At 48.6% G+C, this 16,283-nt stretch carries 14 protein-coding genes; 6 read left to right on the top strand and 8 right to left on the bottom strand.

All coding sequences use genetic code 11. The annotated features are described in order from the left end of the window. Nucleotides 1-294 precede the first annotated feature (294 nt). The 8 genes from KVT34_RS28060 to dnaA all read right to left on the bottom strand — a co-directional run bounded on the left by KVT34_RS28060 (nt 295) and on the right by dnaA (nt 10,330). Complete coding sequence (locus KVT34_RS28060) at nt 295-1,368, bottom strand: HD-GYP domain-containing protein (protein WP_217562998.1); 1,074 nt, start codon at nt 1,366-1,368, stop codon at nt 295-297. 89 nt (nt 1,369-1,457) lie between these two features. Further along, nucleotides 1,458-3,983 (bottom strand): DNA gyrase subunit A, encoded by a 2,526-nt coding sequence (gene gyrA / locus KVT34_RS28055; protein WP_217562997.1) that lies wholly within the window; start codon nt 3,981-3,983, stop codon nt 1,458-1,460. Nucleotides 3,984-4,047: 64 nt separating this feature from the next. Continuing rightward, entirely contained in the window at nt 4,048-5,964 is a 1,917-nt protein-coding gene (gene gyrB, locus KVT34_RS28050; RefSeq protein ID WP_217562996.1) for a DNA topoisomerase (ATP-hydrolyzing) subunit B, read from the bottom strand. Nucleotides 5,965-5,998: 34 nt separating this feature from the next. Further along, nucleotides 5,999-6,247, bottom strand: a complete 249-nt coding sequence (gene remB, locus KVT34_RS28045) for an extracellular matrix regulator RemB (protein WP_042235705.1) — start codon at nt 6,245-6,247, stop codon at nt 5,999-6,001. Between the two features lie 6 nt (nt 6,248-6,253). Further along, nucleotides 6,254-7,372, bottom strand: coding sequence for a DNA replication/repair protein RecF (gene recF / locus KVT34_RS28040; RefSeq protein WP_042235702.1), 1,119 nt, complete (start codon nt 7,370-7,372; stop codon nt 6,254-6,256). 27 nt (nt 7,373-7,399) lie between these two features. Then, a complete protein-coding gene (gene yaaA / locus KVT34_RS28035) occupies nt 7,400-7,615 on the bottom strand; it encodes a S4 domain-containing protein YaaA (protein WP_042235700.1) in 216 nt (71 codons plus the stop codon). Nucleotides 7,616-7,654: 39 nt separating this feature from the next. Continuing rightward, complete coding sequence (dnaN, locus tag KVT34_RS28030) at nt 7,655-8,797, bottom strand: DNA polymerase III subunit beta (protein ID WP_217562995.1); 1,143 nt, start codon at nt 8,795-8,797, stop codon at nt 7,655-7,657. Between the two features lie 168 nt (nt 8,798-8,965). Beyond that, nucleotides 8,966-10,330 carry a chromosomal replication initiator protein DnaA gene (gene dnaA / locus KVT34_RS28025; RefSeq protein WP_217562994.1) on the bottom strand — a complete coding sequence of 455 codons (1,365 nt, stop codon included), beginning with the start codon at nt 10,328-10,330 and terminating at the stop codon, nt 8,966-8,968. 477 nt (nt 10,331-10,807) lie between these two features. Between dnaA and rpmH the strand changes: the two genes are divergently transcribed. The 6 genes from rpmH (at nt 10,808) to mnmG (ending at nt 16,279) form a co-directional block, all read left to right on the top strand. Next, nucleotides 10,808-10,942, top strand: a complete 135-nt coding sequence (rpmH, locus tag KVT34_RS28020) for a 50S ribosomal protein L34 (protein ID WP_009673467.1) — start codon at nt 10,808-10,810, stop codon at nt 10,940-10,942. Nucleotides 10,943-11,080: 138 nt separating this feature from the next. Next, nucleotides 11,081-11,428 carry a ribonuclease P protein component gene (gene rnpA / locus KVT34_RS28015; protein WP_009673476.1) on the top strand — a complete coding sequence of 116 codons (348 nt, stop codon included), beginning with the start codon at nt 11,081-11,083 and terminating at the stop codon, nt 11,426-11,428. 104 nt (nt 11,429-11,532) lie between these two features. After that, entirely contained in the window at nt 11,533-12,288 is a 756-nt protein-coding gene (locus KVT34_RS28010; RefSeq protein ID WP_217562993.1) for a YidC/Oxa1 family membrane protein insertase, read from the top strand. Next, nucleotides 12,285-12,902: an RNA-binding cell elongation regulator Jag/EloR gene (gene jag / locus KVT34_RS28005; protein WP_217562992.1), complete on the top strand. Its 618-nt coding sequence runs from the start codon at nt 12,285-12,287 to the stop codon at nt 12,900-12,902. The genes KVT34_RS28010 and jag overlap by 4 nt, the downstream gene beginning before the upstream one ends. An 88-nt stretch (nt 12,903-12,990) precedes the next feature. Further along, nucleotides 12,991-14,367: a tRNA uridine-5-carboxymethylaminomethyl(34) synthesis GTPase MnmE gene (gene mnmE / locus KVT34_RS28000; protein WP_217562991.1), complete on the top strand. Its 1,377-nt coding sequence runs from the start codon at nt 12,991-12,993 to the stop codon at nt 14,365-14,367. Between the two features lie 22 nt (nt 14,368-14,389). Beyond that, nucleotides 14,390-16,279, top strand: a complete 1,890-nt coding sequence (gene mnmG, locus KVT34_RS27995; RefSeq protein ID WP_217562990.1) for a tRNA uridine-5-carboxymethylaminomethyl(34) synthesis enzyme MnmG — start codon at nt 14,390-14,392, stop codon at nt 16,277-16,279. The last annotated feature ends 4 nt before the right edge of the window (nt 16,280-16,283 follow it).

Below are 16,283 nucleotides of genomic sequence, written 5' to 3'. Positions count from 1 at the left end.
TTCTTCTCATTAATGTCTCAATTACTTGAGACGCTTCAATCACTCGTTGTTCAGTTTTCAAAGGACAATCTCGGCTTTATCAGCCTCGTCGTTTTCCGCTTCGTTCCAGCGGCGACTTAATTAATATACCACATTCACCTAGTTGATTGCAAGCTTTTTTTTCGATGAATTTTTTTGGGTTTTAATTTGTCGCTTCTTTCGGAAGGCGGAATACAAATATACCATCCTCGCTTTACTATGTCAACAAAAAATATCTTCCCTAGGGAAGATATTTTTCATCGAGCCTATTGGTCCTTAACGTGCTTCAATGACCTCTTGAATGTACAGATTTCTTTCTAAGGTAAGGTTAACGATTGTCCCGTTAATGTTAACCCAAGGGCGTGTCGGGTACGACCGATCCGAGAAAACAATCTCGCCGACACGGTTATCGTTCAATTTTACAACGGTCCCGATATGAAACGAAGTCACTTTGTTGATGAACGTGTTGACGATCGCCGGATCGACTTTGCCGAAAGAATCTTTGCTGAGCTGCTCCAGAACCAGATAAGGGGATGTGGCTTCCTGATGATAACGAACGCTTGTCATGGCATGAAAGATATCGGCTACAGCAACCACTTTGGAATAGATGTGAATCTGATCGCTTTTAAGACCAAGCGGATAGCCGGAAGCGTCCTCCCGCTCATGATGCTGAAGTGAACAAAGCTTAACACCCTCGTTAAGGGCTGCTATCGGTTTTAGCACATTGTAACCGTAAAGGGTGTGCTTGCGCATTTCCTCCAGCTCTACAGGTGTTAACTTGGTCGGTTTAACGAGAAGAGCCTGATCGATTTTGGCATTCCCGATATCATGCAGGAGTCCGGCGAGGGCTATCTGCATCCAATCCTTCTGAGGAAGTCCGTGCCATTTGGCCAGAAGATAAGATGTCAGAGAAACCATGATGCTGTTGTGAAGGACGAAATCCTGCAGCTGAAACTGCCGCGGTGTAAACGTCAGGACCTGGTATCCTTCTATATGCTCGATCAGCTTATGAAGCTCATTACGCATCTCCAACACCGGCAGGGCAGAATTGCCCAGCACAAGACCGAACGCTTTCTTAAGCAGCTGGAGCATTTTGTCGTAAGAAAGATCAAAGGACGAGATTTGCTTCGTATCTATATCCGTTGAAGCGACCGCACCGGCCGATTCTTGGCCTGAATTGCTTGTCCCGTTATCAATGGTTACGGTAGAGATCAAGAATGCCTTCAGAATCTCCGCATCACGCTCTGTCAGGATTCTGCCCTTATAAAATAATGTATTGCCGAAACGGCTGTTTACAGCCTCCAGGAGCTTGTCGCCGGCTTTAATTTGTGACACAGAGACTGTCCGCAAGGTATTTCCCTCCGCTTTACCTAAGTTTGTCAATTTTATTGTAAAACAAAAAAGATGGGGATGTAAGTCCCCACCTCCGAAACTATTTATTAAATTTCAGTATCCTCTTCAGGATTCTCTACCTGTGCGTCCGTTTGCTCAGACGCCATTTGTTCCTGATCTTCTTCGTTGAACTCGTCATCCTGGCTTTCCTCGCTCTTGGCCACATGAGTGACAGTCGCCACCTCATCATCCTCGCGGATGTTGATTAGACGAACCCCCTGCGTGTTGCGTCCCATTTCAGAAATGCCGGAGATGCTTGTCCGAATAAGAGTTCCGCTCGCGGTAATGATCATGAGATCTTCTTCGTTGTTCACGACTTTAAGACCTACGACCGCACCGTTCTTGGTGGTAACGTTGAGCGTCTTGATCCCCTTACCGCCCCGTGATTGCACCCGGTATTCCGCTATAGGCGTCCGTTTGCCGAAACCTTTGGCGGTCACAATCAGAACGCTTGCGTCTTCATCCACCACGTCCATATCGATAACCGTATCTTCCGATCCGATTTGAATGCCTTTAACACCCGTGGCGGAACGGCCCATGGATCTGACATCGTTTTCCGGGAACCGGATGGACATGCCGTCACGCGTACCCATGATAATATCGCGTTTGCCATCCGTCAGTTTAACGCCGACAAGCGAGTCATCGTCACGGAGGTTGATTGCGATCAGACCGCCTTTGCGGATGTTGATATAATCATCCAACGGAGTTTTTTTCACAATTCCCTGTTTTGTGGCAAAGAATAAATAATTGTCCGCACTAAATTCTTGAACTGGAATAACGGCACTTACGGTTTCGCCCTGTTCAATCTGAATCAGGTTGATAATCGGGGTTCCCCGCGCAGTCCGGCTAAGATCCGGAATCTCGTAGGCCTTAAGCTTGTACACTTTGCCTCTGTCCGTAAAGAAGAGGAGATAGTGATGCGTGTTGGTTACGAACAGATGGTTTACAAAGTCATCCGTCTTCGTATCCATGCCGACGATTCCGCGGCCTCCGCGTTTCTGGCTTCGGTACGTGTTTACCGGAAGGCGTTTAATATAGCCCGTGTGGGTAATAGTAATGACAACATCCTCTTGAGGAATCAGATCTTCATCTTCGATGCTGTCTTCGCCTTTGGTAATTTCACTGCGTCTTTCGTCGCCGTAGCTTTGTTTGATTTCATTGAGCTCTTCGCTGATGATAGCGAGAATAAGCTGCTCATCGGCAAGAATAGCTTTTAACTCCGCGATCCTCTGAAGAAGCTCGGCGTACTCTTGTTCAATCTTTTCCCGCTCCAGACCTGTAAGGCGCTGCAAACGCATATCCAAAATGGCTTGCGCCTGATCGTGAGAAAGGTTGAAGGTTGTCATCAAGCCTTCACGCGCAGCTTCGGTTGTACGCGAAGAACGGATCAGGGCAATGACTTCATCCAGATTGTCGAGCGCGATACGCAGACCCTCGAGAATATGAGCACGAGCTTCGGCCTTGCGCAGATCGTATTCGGTACGTCTGCGGATGATGACTTTCTGGTGCTCCAGGTAATAATAAATCATCTCCCGCAGGTTCAGAACCCGGGGTTCCCCATTTACGAGGGCGAGCATGATGATACCGAAATTGGACTGCAAAGCTGTATGCTTATACAAATTATTGAGAACGACATTCGGATTCACGTCACGACGCAGCTCCATAACGATACGCATACCGTTACGGTCCGATTCATCGCGTAAGTCTGTAATGCCGTCGATTTTTTTGTCGCGGACGAGTTCGGCGATCTTTTCAATCAAACGTGCTTTGTTTACTTGATAAGGAATTTCATGCACGATAATCCGTGCTTTATTATTCACTTCTTCAATGTCGGCTTTCGCTCTCATGGTAACGGAGCCTCTGCCTGTGGCATAAGCCTGCCGAATTCCTTCGCGGCCGAGTATATACGCACCCGTCGGGAAGTCCGGCCCCTTGATTGATTGCATCAATTCCAACGGAGTTACATCCGGGTTCTCGATCATTTGCTGAATTCCGTCGATAACCTCTCCAAGATTATGCGGCGGAATATTGGTAGCCATACCTACGGCAATCCCGGAAGATCCGTTGACAAGGAGGTTAGGGAACCGTGCCGGCAAAACAACCGGCTCCTGTTCCTCTCCGTCATAGTTCGGAATGTAGTCAATAGTCTCTTTATTGATATCACGCAGCATCTCCATTGCGATCTTGGAGAGACGCGCCTCCGTGTAACGCATAGCTGCCGCCATGTCGCCATCGACGGAACCGAAGTTTCCGTGCCCGTCAATGAGCATGTAACGCAGCGAGAAATCCTGTGCCATCCGGACCATCGTTTCATATACCGGAGAATCCCCGTGAGGATGGTATTTACCGATTACTTCGCCGACGATTCTGGCTGACTTTTTGTGCGGTTTATCTGAATACATGCCCAGCTCGGACATCGCGTATAAAATACGCCGGTGAACCGGTTTGAGGCCGTCCCGGACGTCGGGAAGCGCACGGCTGACGATGATACTCATGGCGTAATCTAAAAATGAGGTGCGCATTTCCGAACTAATATCAACCTCAACGACTTGCGAACGCATTTCTTCGGTCATGATTTATCCTCCTGAAACGTGCATCCTAGGCTGGAATAAATCCAGCCTTCTATCTCTTGAAGCCTTAAATATCCAAGTTCTTTACATATTTCGCATGCTGATGGATGAAGTTACGTCTAGGTTCCACGTTGTCTCCCATCAGTGTATCGAAAATAGAATCGGCATCCATCGCATCTTGGATGGTGACTTGCAGCAGGGTGCGGGTTTCCGGATCCATGGTTGTATCCCATAATTGTTCCGCATCCATTTCCCCTAGACCCTTGTAACGCTGAACATTGACTTTGGCTCCTTCGCCAAACTCTTTCATGATCTCATCCCGCTGCTTGTCGCTGTATGCATAGCGGGCCACTTTGCCGCGCTCCAGCTTATAAAGCGGGGGCTGCGCAATATACACATACCCCACTTCAATCAGCTTGCGCATATAACGATAGAAATACGTAAGCAGCAAGGTACGGATATGGGCTCCGTCGACGTCGGCATCCGTCATAATGATCAGCTTATGATATCGAGCTTTGGTAATATCGAAATCATCGCTGATTCCTGTACCCATCGCCGTAATAATGGCACGGATCTCCAGGTTCGATAAAATTTTGTCCAAACGTGCTTTCTCGACGTTCAAAATTTTACCGCGGATCGGCAGAATGGCCTGGAAGTGACGGTCACGGCCCTGTTTGGCCGATCCGCCGGCAGAGTCCCCTTCCACGATGTACAGCTCGCTGATGGACGCATCCTTGGACGAGCAGTCAGCCAGCTTGCCCGGAAGGGAGCTTACTTCCAGCACGCTCTTGCGGCGGGTCAGTTCTCTTGCTTTGCGGGCCGCTTCGCGCGCACGGGAAGCCTGGAGTCCTTTCTCCACGATCTTCTTCGCGATCGCCGGGTTTTCGTCCAGGAACTCGAGAAGCTTCTCGGCAAACAGAGAATCGACGATCCCGCGCACTTCGCTATTGCCGAGCTTCGTCTTGGTCTGCCCTTCAAACTGAGGCTCGGGTATCTTAACCGAGATAATGGCGGCCAAGCCCTCACGAACGTCGTCACCGGACAGGTTAGACCCGCTTTCTTTGATCGCGTTCGTTTTGCGCGCGTAGTCATTCAGAATCCGCGTCAATGCGCTTTTGAAACCGGACTCGTGAGTACCGCCTTCGTGTGTATTGATATTGTTGGCAAACGAATAGATGTTCTCCGTATAGCTGTCGTTGTACTGAATAGCCACTTCAACCTGGATATTGTCCTTGCTGCCTTCGACATAAATCGGAGGTTCATGAAGAGCTTCTTTGTTCCGGTTCAAGTGCTCGACGAAGGATTTAATTCCTCCCTCGTACATAAAGCTTTCGGAAGTATCCGTGCGTTCGTCGGTCAGATTAATCTCGATTCCTTTATTCAAAAACGCCAGCTCACGGATTCTGGATTGCAGAATCTCGTAATCATATTCGGTCGTCTCCGTAAAAATCTCCGGATCGGGCGTAAACGTAACCGTTGTTCCGGTTTCTTCCGTTTCGCCTATAATCCGAAGATCATATTGCGGTTTACCTTGGCGATATTCTTGTTCATGGATTTTACCGTGCAGCTTGACTCGTACGTGAAGATGCGAGGACAGCGCGTTAACAACGGAAATACCTACCCCGTGAAGTCCGCCGGAAACTTTGTAGCCCGAATCGTCTCCGCCGAATTTACCGCCCGCATGGAGTACGGTGAGAACCACTTCTAGCGCGGGACGCTTCATCTTGACATGTTCCCCTACGGGAATTCCGCGTCCGTTGTCAATTACGGTAATCCGGTTGTCTTTATGAACGATGACGTCGATACGGGTACAATAACCGGCCAGCGCTTCGTCGATGGAGTTATCGACAACTTCCCACACGAGATGGTGCAGGCCGCGGCTGCTGGTCGAGCCGATATACATGCCCGGTCGTTTACGAACGGCTTCCAGCCCTTCCAGTACCTGAATCTGATTCTCATCGTACGAATTTTGGTTCAAAGTCATACACCCTTCACCTGCTTTTACATAGTCAAATCGCTCAGTTCGTCAACAGCTGATTTGCGCGTTTCTTCAAAGTCATCGAGGAGATTGGGGAATAATACACTTTGCCTTGCGTCACGACAAGCGATTTGCATTCCTCTTCGCCAATGATCTCGATCTTCTTGCTGCGAGTAGCCTCCGCAATAAACTGCTTGGATATCTTCGAAGACTTCTCGATCGACAGATCGAAAATCGCGATGAGTTCCGAGGAACGAATAATCTTTTCGCCGCCTAAATGGATAAACACAATCTCTCAACTCCTGTCGATGACGCTGCCGCTCGAAACATGAAAAACGGCCGCATGGTCTAACTGGTCCAAATGGACGCTTTCGAGTCCGGTCGTTGTGATAAACGTTTGTACTTTCTTCTGGAACGTCTGGATGAGTTGGGTCTGTCTATATTCGTCAAGTTCGGAAAGAACATCGTCGAGGAGTAATACAGGATACTCACCGACTTCCTCCCGGATGAGTTCTATTTCGGCTAGCTTTAAAGAAAGAGCAGTCGTTCTCTGCTGCCCTTGGGATCCGTACGTTTGTACGTCTTTGTCGTTAATGCAGAAAAGAAGGTCGTCCCGGTGCGGACCGATCAATGAGACGCCTCTTCGCATTTCCTGTTCTTTTATCTGTGATAACTTTATCATAAATCGGTCCAATAAAACAGATTCATCTTCAAAGTGCCCGTCCGCAAAGGAAGGAGCATACTCCACCCGGAGCATTTCCTTGCCGTTGGTGATTCCCTGATGAATCTGTTCCGCCCAGCTTTGGAGTTTCTTTATAAAGCTTTGACGTTTTTTCATAATTTTAACACCGAAGGCCGCAAGCTGTTCGTTCCATACATCCAGCATAGAGCTATTGGCCGCTGAAGGAGGGTAGGACTGTTTCAGCAAATTATTGCGCTGCACAAGCACCTTCTGGTATTGAGTAAGGTCGTAAAGGTAGCTGGGATAAACCTGCCCGATCTCCATATCGAGAAACCTCCGGCGGATGCCGGGGCTTCCCTTGACGATCTCCAGGTCTTCGGGGGCGAACATCACCACATTAAGCGCCCCGACATACTGACTCAGCTTCTTTTGCTCAAGCCCGTTTACTTTCGCTTTCTTGCCTTTGCCCGATATGGAAAGCTCGAGCGTGCTCATCCCGTATTTACGTTCCACCTCGCCAAAAAGTCTGGCATGGTCCTCCTGCCATTGAATCAATTCCTTCTCCTGATGGGTACGGTGAGACTTGGTCAGTGCAAGCACATAGATGGATTCCAGTAAGTTGGTCTTCCCCTGCGCATTGGGCCCTACAAAGATGTTAACATTCCGATCCGTCGAGATTTCCACATGTGGATAATTTCGATAATGTTCCAACAACAGCCGTTTGACAAACAATGGCGTTCCTCCTGTGCTTCCTCGGGCCTATTCCCGGGACACAACGAATTCCCCGCAACCTTCTACGGCAACTTTGTCTCCGGAGTACAGCTTCCGCCCGCGGCGGTTTTCGTTTTCTCCGTTTACTTCGATATGGGCTTCCTGAAGGAAGGATTTAGCCTGTCCCCCGGTTTGAATGCAGTCCGCCAGTTTCAAAAATTGACCCAAGGTTATATATTCCGTACGAATGGTGACCTCTTTCATCGAGTCTCCTCCGTTTGTTTGATTTAATTGTCAGTCTGCTTAGTTTGTTGTGCGGTACGGGAGAATAAGCTGCAAAATATTTTGCTGTTCTTCCGGACGGATAATAATCGGCTGCATAGCGCCGGTGAATCCGATGTGAATGTTGTCGCTATCCATAACTTTAAGCGCATCGAGCATATATTTGGAGTTAAAAGAGATCCGCAGCAGCTCGCCGTTGATTTTCTGAAGCTGCAGTTGCTCCGTTACTTTGCCCAATTCGGACGAACTTGAAGAAACCTCAATGGTTTCATCTTCTTTCATCACGAGTTTAACGATATTGGTCTTATCTTCTCTGGAAAGAAGGTAAGCACGGTCGATTGCATCGGCCAGTTCTTTGGTGCCCACAACGAGTTCTGTCTGGAACGACTGCGGAATAAGCTTGGATGTATCCGGATAAGTTCCGTCCAGGATGCGCGTATAGAACAAAATCGAGTTCATTTTGAACAAGACCTGATTATCCGCGATAACGATATCGATCAAGGAATTCTGATCCGGCAAAATTTTGCTCAGCTCGTTAAGCGTGCGTCCGGAAATAACGATCGGATGGAACTTTTGTCCGGGCTCCAGATCAAGGTTAATCTCACGGGAAGCCAGTCTGTGGCGGTCGCAAGCGATAAATTTCAGCTTATTGTCCGAAATCTGCCAGAGTACGCCGGTCAGAATAGGCGTAGTTTCATTTGTCGAAACGGAAAAAGACGTCTGCTTGATCATCGTTTTGAGCAGATCGCTTGGAATCCGGATCGTACGACTTTCTTCGATTTGGGGCAGAAGCGGATATTCTTCAGGGTCGAGACCCATAATTTGTACTTCGGAAGATCCCGAGCGAATGGTGGTTTGAAAATGGTCCTTAACTTCGATCTCGATCGTTTGGGAGGGGAGCTTGCGGATCATTTCCATGAAAAATTTAGCGGGGAGCACAACGCTTCCCGGTTGAAAGAGCTCAATTACTTTCAGCTCAGCAGTTTCGGTCGGCATAAAGCTTTGGATGGAAATGTCGGTGTCACTGGCAGTCAGTGTAACACCCTCTGAAGTGGCGTCTATTTTGATTCCGGTCAAAATCGGAATAGTCGTTTTACTGGAGATGGCCTTGGAGACGTGCTGAATGGATTCATTAAGGTGATCTTTCAATATCGTTAATTTCATGTTTTCACTCCTGTGGTTCTAAATTCTAGCCGGACTACATACCCTTATATAATACCTTTTTTTTATTAGTAATAGTAGTAGAGGCACTGGATATGTGGATATGTGGACGAAAGTCACAAAAAACAAGCCTATCCACATGTGCATAGTTTGTGCATAGGCTTGTAGTTATTAAGAGGACGGATTTTTGATTTTTTCCGTCAGGCTATGAATGATTTTGAAAAGTTCCTGATCTGTCTTCAGGGCCTCGCTAATTTTTTCGTGCGCGTGGATGACGGTCGTGTGATCGCGTCCGCCGAACGCTTCACCGATCTTGGGAAGAGAGAAATCGGTCATTTCCCGGGATAAATACATGGCAACCTGCCTAGGAAAAGCAACGGCTTTAGTCCGTTTCCTCGCTTTGAAGTCCTCCATTTTCAACCCGTAGAACTCTCCGACTTTCTGCTGGATATCCTGCATCGTAATGACCCGCGGCCGGCTTGAAGGAATAATATCTTTCAGCGCTTCCGCAGCCAGATGAGTCGTAATATCCTGGTTGCTCAAGGAAGAATAGGCGACGACCCTAATCAACGCACCCTCGAGTTCCCGAATGTTCGTATCGATCTGATTCGCGATATACACCATCGCTTCATTCGGAATTTCAAGATTCTCGGCCTTGGCTTTCTTGCGTAGAATCGCAATACGCGTCTCTAGGTCCGGCGGCTGGATATCCGTAATGAGTCCCCATTCGAAGCGCGAGCGCAGACGGTCTTCAAGCGTCGGGATCTCTTTGGGAGGCCGGTCGCTGGAAATGATAATCTGCTTGCCTTCTTCATGAAGGGCGTTGAAGGTGTGGAAAAATTCTTCCTGCGTCTGTTCTTTACCCGCAAGAAACTGAATATCGTCTATAAGAAGCACGTCGATGCTTCTGTATTTGTTGCGAAATCCTTCGCCGCGGTTGTCCCGGATCGCATTGATGAATTCGTTCGTAAATTTCTCGGAAGAGATGTAAAGAACGCGCGCCCGTGGATTATGTTCGAGCACATAATGCCCGATTGCGTGCATCAAGTGGGTTTTCCCGAGTCCTACGCCTCCGTATAGAAAAAGCGGATTGTATGCTTTGGCCGGAGCCTCCGCAACGGCAAGGGAAGCCGCGTGGGCGAACCGGTTGCCGGCGCCGATAACGAACGTATCGAACGTATACCGCGAGTTCATCATATGATGAAAAGTTTCTTCTTGAACGGGAGCGGCAGGCTCCTTCGGAATTTCCGGGGGCGGGGTTTGTACCGCGACAGGTGATTTCTCGTCGGACTCGTTTACGAATTTGACCTCGACCTGTTTGCCGAGAAATTCATAGATCGTGGTCCCGATCATTTTCGCGTAGCGGCTTTCCAGCCATTCTTTCGCAAAATTGTTCGGTGCGCTGATGACGACAGTCGTATCCGTGAAGACGGTAGCTCTTGTGGATTTAAGCCAAGTATCGAAGCTCGGCTTGCTTAATTTTTTTTGTATGATAGACAGGACTTGCTGCCATGAGTCGGTCGTATGGCTATCCACAACAGTTCACTCCTTTAAACATAAAAAAGACTTGCGGAAAACGCCATGTCGCCTTGCTTCATGTCAATTACCACAAAATCTTGTCGATTCTTATCCACACGAGTCAGGTTATGCAGAAGAGACTTGCTCGAATAGAGGGAAAATTGTTCACAATGTTATCCACAGGCTGTTGATAAACGAAGGGTATCAGGAGAATATCCACAACAGAAACAATACTATATTAGCAAATGAGAGAGGGATTATCAACGCAATGTTTTAATTTATCCACATATTCAACCCCTTGTGTAAAGTTAATATTAACACCACTAGATATTGTTGATAATTTGTTTGCTTTCGACAAGTTCTGCACAGAGGGCTGAAAAATTTGTACACAGGTTGTTCCGGCCGAGCTTCCACCTTGACTTTTAGCGTCTGTTTGTGCTTTAATTGAAAAAGACATTTTTGGGATTAGATAGATCCTCAGGGAGGTGCAAATAGATGCGTCCTACGTTTAACCCGAACACAAGAACACGGAAGAAGAACCACGGTTTCCGTAAAAGAATGAGCACGAAAAACGGCCGTAAAGTGCTGCAAGCACGCCGTCAAAAAGGTAGAAAAGTACTGAGTGCTTAATTGCCAGGCCACTTGATGTGGTCTTTTTTTCTGGGTTTTTATAGGCTTGTGAGGGTTTCGACCGATTAAACCGCCCGTTACCGGTGAAAACTAGAGAATGGGCGGTCAAAGAAGCGGTTTTGTTTGGAGTGCTTGCTTGTGGAAAAAAAGCTTAGGCTTGCAAAAAGAGAAGATTTTCAAAAGGTGTACCGCTACGGAAAGTCGGCAGCGAACCACCAGTTTGTTCTATATTATATGCCTCGTCGTGAGAACGAACATTTCCGGCTGGGGATCTCGGCCAGCAAAAAGATTGGAAACGCCGTCATCCGCAACCGGCTGCGCCGCGTTTTAAAGGAAATTATCCGGCTGAACGAGGAACGGTTTCCCGGTGGCTACGATTATATCGTCATTGTGAGAAAACCGGCCGTCGAAATGGATTTCCACGAGATGGAGAAGAGCATCTACCATGTTTTCAAACGAGCGGGACTGCTGCGAAAAAACAGCTGATCCCGGCTCGTTTTGGACATGCTTTATTTTCCAAGCAATTATTTCCTTGCCGGATTAAACTATGGTATAGTTTATGGTGGAATAGAAAACTGGGAGGACCTCAATTGATTCGTCGAACCTACAAATATGCACCGCTTCTTCTGCTGTTGTTCGTGCTAACGGGTTGCGGCACGTCGCCTACCTCGTATCCTCCATTGGATCCCGCGACAGCAGGATTTTTCACCAAATACTTCATTATCCCTCTGTCTGATCTGCTCGATTTCTTTGCCAATTCGATTGGCAATTCGTACGGTATCTCTATCCTGATCGTGACTATCATTATCCGTGTGATCGTTCTGCCGCTGACGCTCAAGCAATATAAGAGCTCCAAGCGTATGCAGGAAGTCCAGCCGGAAATGGCTAAAATCCGCGAGAAGTTTAAAGATAATCCGCAGAAGCAGCAGGAAGAGACAATGAAGCTTTTCCAGAAGCATGGTGTCAATCCGCTTGCCGGATGTTTCCCGATTCTGATTCAGATGCCGATCTTGCTGGCGCTTTATCAGGCGATCGTGCGGAATCCGCACATTTTTACTCATCAATTTCTATGGATGGAACTCGGTAAACCCGATCCGTTCTATGTACTGCCGATCGTAGCGGCGGCTACAACGTTCATTCAGCAGAAAGTGATGTCGGCTCAGAACCCGATGAACAAACAGATGCAGAGCATCATGTTTATTTTCCCGGTGATGATCTTCGTGATGTCGATGAGCTTCGCATCCGCTTTGCCGCTGTACTGGATTTACAGCAACATCTTCACCATCGTTCAGACCTATTTCTTGTACGGTCGATCTCCTAAAACAAAAGGTGGACAGGCTGCATGAAAAAAGTGATTGCGACGGGAAAAACGATTGATGATGCAATAAAGGCCGGTCTTGCGCAGCTAAGCACTACGCAAGACCGGGTGCATGTCACCGTCCTGGAACAGCCGTCCAAAGGTTTTCTCGGATTGATCGGCACGAAGGAAGCGAAGGTGGAACTCGAGAAGATCCCGGATCCGATCGAAGAAGCCGTTGCTTTTCTGAAAGAGCTGTTCGACACGATGGGGCTGGCTATCTCCATTGACCAGAAGCAAACGAAAGAAGGCCATTTGTTTAACTTAAGCGGATCCGAACTCGGAATATTGATCGGTAAAAGAGGACAAACTTTGGACGCGCTTCAATATTTGGTCAACATCGTCGCAAATCGGTTCTCGAATGCGCATGTCCGTATTCTGCTCGATGCCGAGCAGTTTAGAGACAGACGGAAGCAGACGCTGCAGGAACTGGCACACCGGCTTGCGGGCCGTGTCGTCCGTTCCCGGAAGGAATTGATTTTGGAGCCGATGAACGCTCAGGAGCGCAAAATCATTCATGCCGAGCTGCAATCGCATCCGTCGGTGAAAACATACAGCAAAGGCGACGAGCCGAATCGTCGCGTTGTAATTACGTTAAGATAACTGTCTGCAATGACCCTGTATTTTCTAGGCGTCATTGCTTTTTTCATAATTTGAGCGGTTACCGCTCCGCTTACGGGGTGTTTATTTTATGATTTCAGATACAATTGCCGCCATTGCCACTCCACTCGGGGAAGGCGGTATTGCGGTTGTGAGAGTCAGCGGCGACGAAGCCGTCAAGCTGGTGGAGCCGTTATTTCGGTCTAAAGTGAAATTGTCCGAGGCTCAGACACATACCATTCATTATGGGCATATCATTCATCCTTCATCGGGTGATAAAATAGAGGAAGTTCTTATCAGCGTCATGCGCGCACCGCGTTCTTTTACGACGGAAGATGTCGTTGAAATCAACTGTCACGGGGGAATTGTCTCCGTCAAACGGGTGATGGACCTCCTGCTGGAGCAGGGGATACGTGTTGCCGAGCCCGGTGAGTTCACCAAGCGTGCTTTTCTGAACGGACGGATCGACCTGACCCAGGCGGAAGCGGTCATCGACCTGATCCGGTCCAAATCGGACCGTGCTTTTCAAATTGCTCTGAAGCAGGTGGACGGCAATTTATCCAAAGCGATAGGCGAGCTGCGCTACCAGTTGGTTGAGCTGATGGCTCATATTGAAGTGAACATTGATTACCCGGAGCATGACGTTGAGGAAATGACCAATGCGTTTATCCGCGAACGCTGCATTGAAGTGAGTTCCCGTATCGACGAGCTGTTAAGAACAGCCGAACACGGGAAGATTTTGCGTGAGGGGATTGTGACGGCGATTATCGGCAAGCCGAACGTCGGTAAGTCCTCGCTGCTCAATACGCTGGCGCAGGAGAACCGTGCCATCGTGACGGATATTCCGGGGACAACCCGGGATGTGATCGAGGAATACGTCAATGTGGGCGGTATTCCGCTCAAGCTTCTTGATACGGCCGGTATCCGGGAAACGTCGGACCTTGTAGAGCAAATCGGGGTAGAACGTTCCAGGACGGCCTTGTCCGAAGCGGATTTGATTCTCTTGGTGTTAAACAGCAGCGAACCGCTGCTGCCTGAAGAACTGGCCATGATAGAAGAACTGCGGCAGCGTCAAACTATCGTCATTTTGAATAAAACGGATCTTCCCTTACAAATAGATAAAGAGGAGATCGAAGCCAAATTCCCACAAGGGCGAGTGGTTTCCTTATCTCTTTTGGAAGGAAGCGGCCTCGCGGAGCTGGAAAAAGCGATCTCGGCTATTTTCTTCGAAGGCAATTTGGAGTCCACGGATTTAACCTACGTCAGCAACGTCCGGCATATCGGGCTGCTGAAGCAGGCCAAAGGATCGCTTCGCGAGGCAATGGAAGCCAATGATGCCTATGTGCCAATCGACATGATTCAGATTGATATCCGGGCTGCATGGGAGCATCTCGGTGAAATTATAGGAGATTCGGTTGCCGAATCGTTGATTGATCAAATTTTTTCACAGTTCTGTCTTGGAAAATAAGACGGTATAGGAGGTAGAAAGGATGGGCTATACAGCCGGAAACTACGAAGTTATCGTCATCGGAGCGGGCCACGCGGGCGTCGAGTCGGCGCTGGCCGCAGCCAGGATGGGCTGCGAAACGCTTCTGCTGACAATCAACCTGGATATGGTTGCTTTCATGCCGTGCAATCCCTCTATCGGAGGACCTGCAAAAGGGCATGTTGTCCGTGAAATCGACGCGCTTGGCGGAGAAATGGGACGCAATATCGACAAAACGTACATTCAAATGCGGATGTTGAACACGGGAAAAGGACCGGCCGTTCACGCGCTGCGTGCGCAAGCGGATAAGTTTCTGTATCAGCATATGATGAAAGAAACCATTGAAAGCACTCCGAACCTGACGTTACGTCAGGGGATGGTGGAAGAACTGCTTGTGGAGGATGGCGTCTGCAAAGGCGTAGTAACGAAAACCGGGGCCGAATATTACGGCAAAGCGGTCGTTCTGACGACAGGTACTTATCTGCGCGGGAAAGTCATTATGGGTGAACTGATGTATGAAAGCGGCCCTAACAACCAGCAGCCTTCTGTCCGGTTATCCCAATCTCTGCGTGATTTGGGTCTGGAACTCGTCCGTTTCAAAACGGGAACTCCGCCGCGTGTGCATAAGGACTCCATTGATTTTTCCAAAACGGAAATTCAGCCCGGGGACGAAAATCCAAGATTTTTCTCCTACGAAACGAAAGAGGGCACCCAAGATCAGCTGCCATGCTGGCTGACTTATACGACCGAGAATACTCACGAGATCATTAACGACAATCTGCATCGTGCACCGATGTTTTCAGGAGCCATTGAGGGAACGGGTCCCCGTTATTGTCCGTCTATCGAAGATAAAATCGTGCGTTTTGCCGATAAGCCGAAGCATCAGATTTTCCTTGAGCCGGAAGGCCGCAATACTTCCGAGTACTATGTACAGGGACTGTCGACAAGCATGCCGGAAGATGTGCAGCTCAAAATTTTGCGTTCAATTACAGGCCTGGAGAAGGTTGAAATGATGCGTACCGGTTATGCGATCGAATACGATGCGGTTGTTCCGACGCAGCTGAAACCCACCCTTGAAACCAAACTGGTGGAGGGTTTGTTTACGGCAGGTCAGATCAACGGCACATCGGGTTATGAAGAAGCGGCCGGTCAAGGCATCATGGCCGGTATTAATGCGGCCTGCAAGGTGCAGGGGAAAGACCCGGTCATTCTCGACCGTTCCGAAGGCTACATCGGCGTGCTGATTGATGACCTGGTGACCAAGGGGACGCCGGAGCCTTACCGTTTGCTCACTTCGCGTGCGGAGTATCGTCTGCTGCTCCGTCATGATAACGCCGATCTTCGGCTCACTCCGATCGGTCATAAAATCGGGCTGATTCCGGAAGAGCGTTACCAACGTTTTATGGCGAAGAAGGAACAGATCGAACAAGAACTGCATCGTCTTAAAACGACCAAGGTCCGTCCGGAACCTCACGTTCAGGCTATTCTCGAAGAAGCGGGCACTGTCCTGCTGAATAATGCCGTGGATCTTCTTACCCTTCTGAAACGCCCGGAGATCAATTACTCTCACATCGAGGGAATGATTCCTCTGCCGGCTGAGCTTTCCGATGAGGTAAAAGAACAGGCTGAAATTCAAGTGAAATATGCGGGATATATCGAAAAACAGCTGGCGCAGGTAGAACGGCTTAAAAAGATGGAAAAGAAAAAGATTCCGGACGATATCATCTATGAAGATATACACGGAATCGCCACGGAAGCGAAGCAGAAGCTCGCAAAAATTCGTCCGATATCCATTGGACAGGCGAGCCGGATCTCCGGTGTAACACCGGCGGATATCTCCATCCTGCTCGTGTATCTGGAGCATTATAACCAAGTTATCGCTGCAAGGGGATAGAGGA

This window comes from Paenibacillus sp. GbtcB18 (genome assembly GCF_019091125.1).
GTDB lineage: Bacteria > Bacillota > Bacilli > Paenibacillales > NBRC-103111 > Paenibacillus_F > Paenibacillus_F chitinolyticus.
This window is presented reverse-complemented; position numbering and strand designations above follow the sequence as displayed.

Excerpts from the sequence above, each read along its gene's own strand:
- yaaA (WP_042235700.1), bottom strand. The coding sequence starts at position 7,615 with ATGAAAGAGGTCACCATTCGTACGGAATATATAACCTTGGGTCAATTT.
- gyrA (WP_217562997.1), bottom strand. The coding sequence starts at position 3,983 with ATGACCGAAGAAATGCGTTCGCAAGTCGTTGAGGTTGATATTAGTTCG.
- mnmE (WP_217562991.1), top strand. The coding sequence starts at position 12,991 with ATGATTTCAGATACAATTGCCGCCATTGCCACTCCACTCGGGGAAGGC.
- gyrB (WP_217562996.1), bottom strand. The coding sequence starts at position 5,964 with ATGACTTTGAACCAAAATTCGTACGATGAGAATCAGATTCAGGTACTG.
- mnmG (WP_217562990.1), top strand. The coding sequence starts at position 14,390 with ATGGGCTATACAGCCGGAAACTACGAAGTTATCGTCATCGGAGCGGGC.
- jag (WP_217562992.1), top strand. The coding sequence starts at position 12,285 with ATGAAAAAAGTGATTGCGACGGGAAAAACGATTGATGATGCAATAAAG.
- rpmH (WP_009673467.1), top strand. The coding sequence starts at position 10,808 with ATGCGTCCTACGTTTAACCCGAACACAAGAACACGGAAGAAGAACCAC.
- dnaN (WP_217562995.1), bottom strand. The coding sequence starts at position 8,797 with ATGAAATTAACGATATTGAAAGATCACCTTAATGAATCCATTCAGCAC.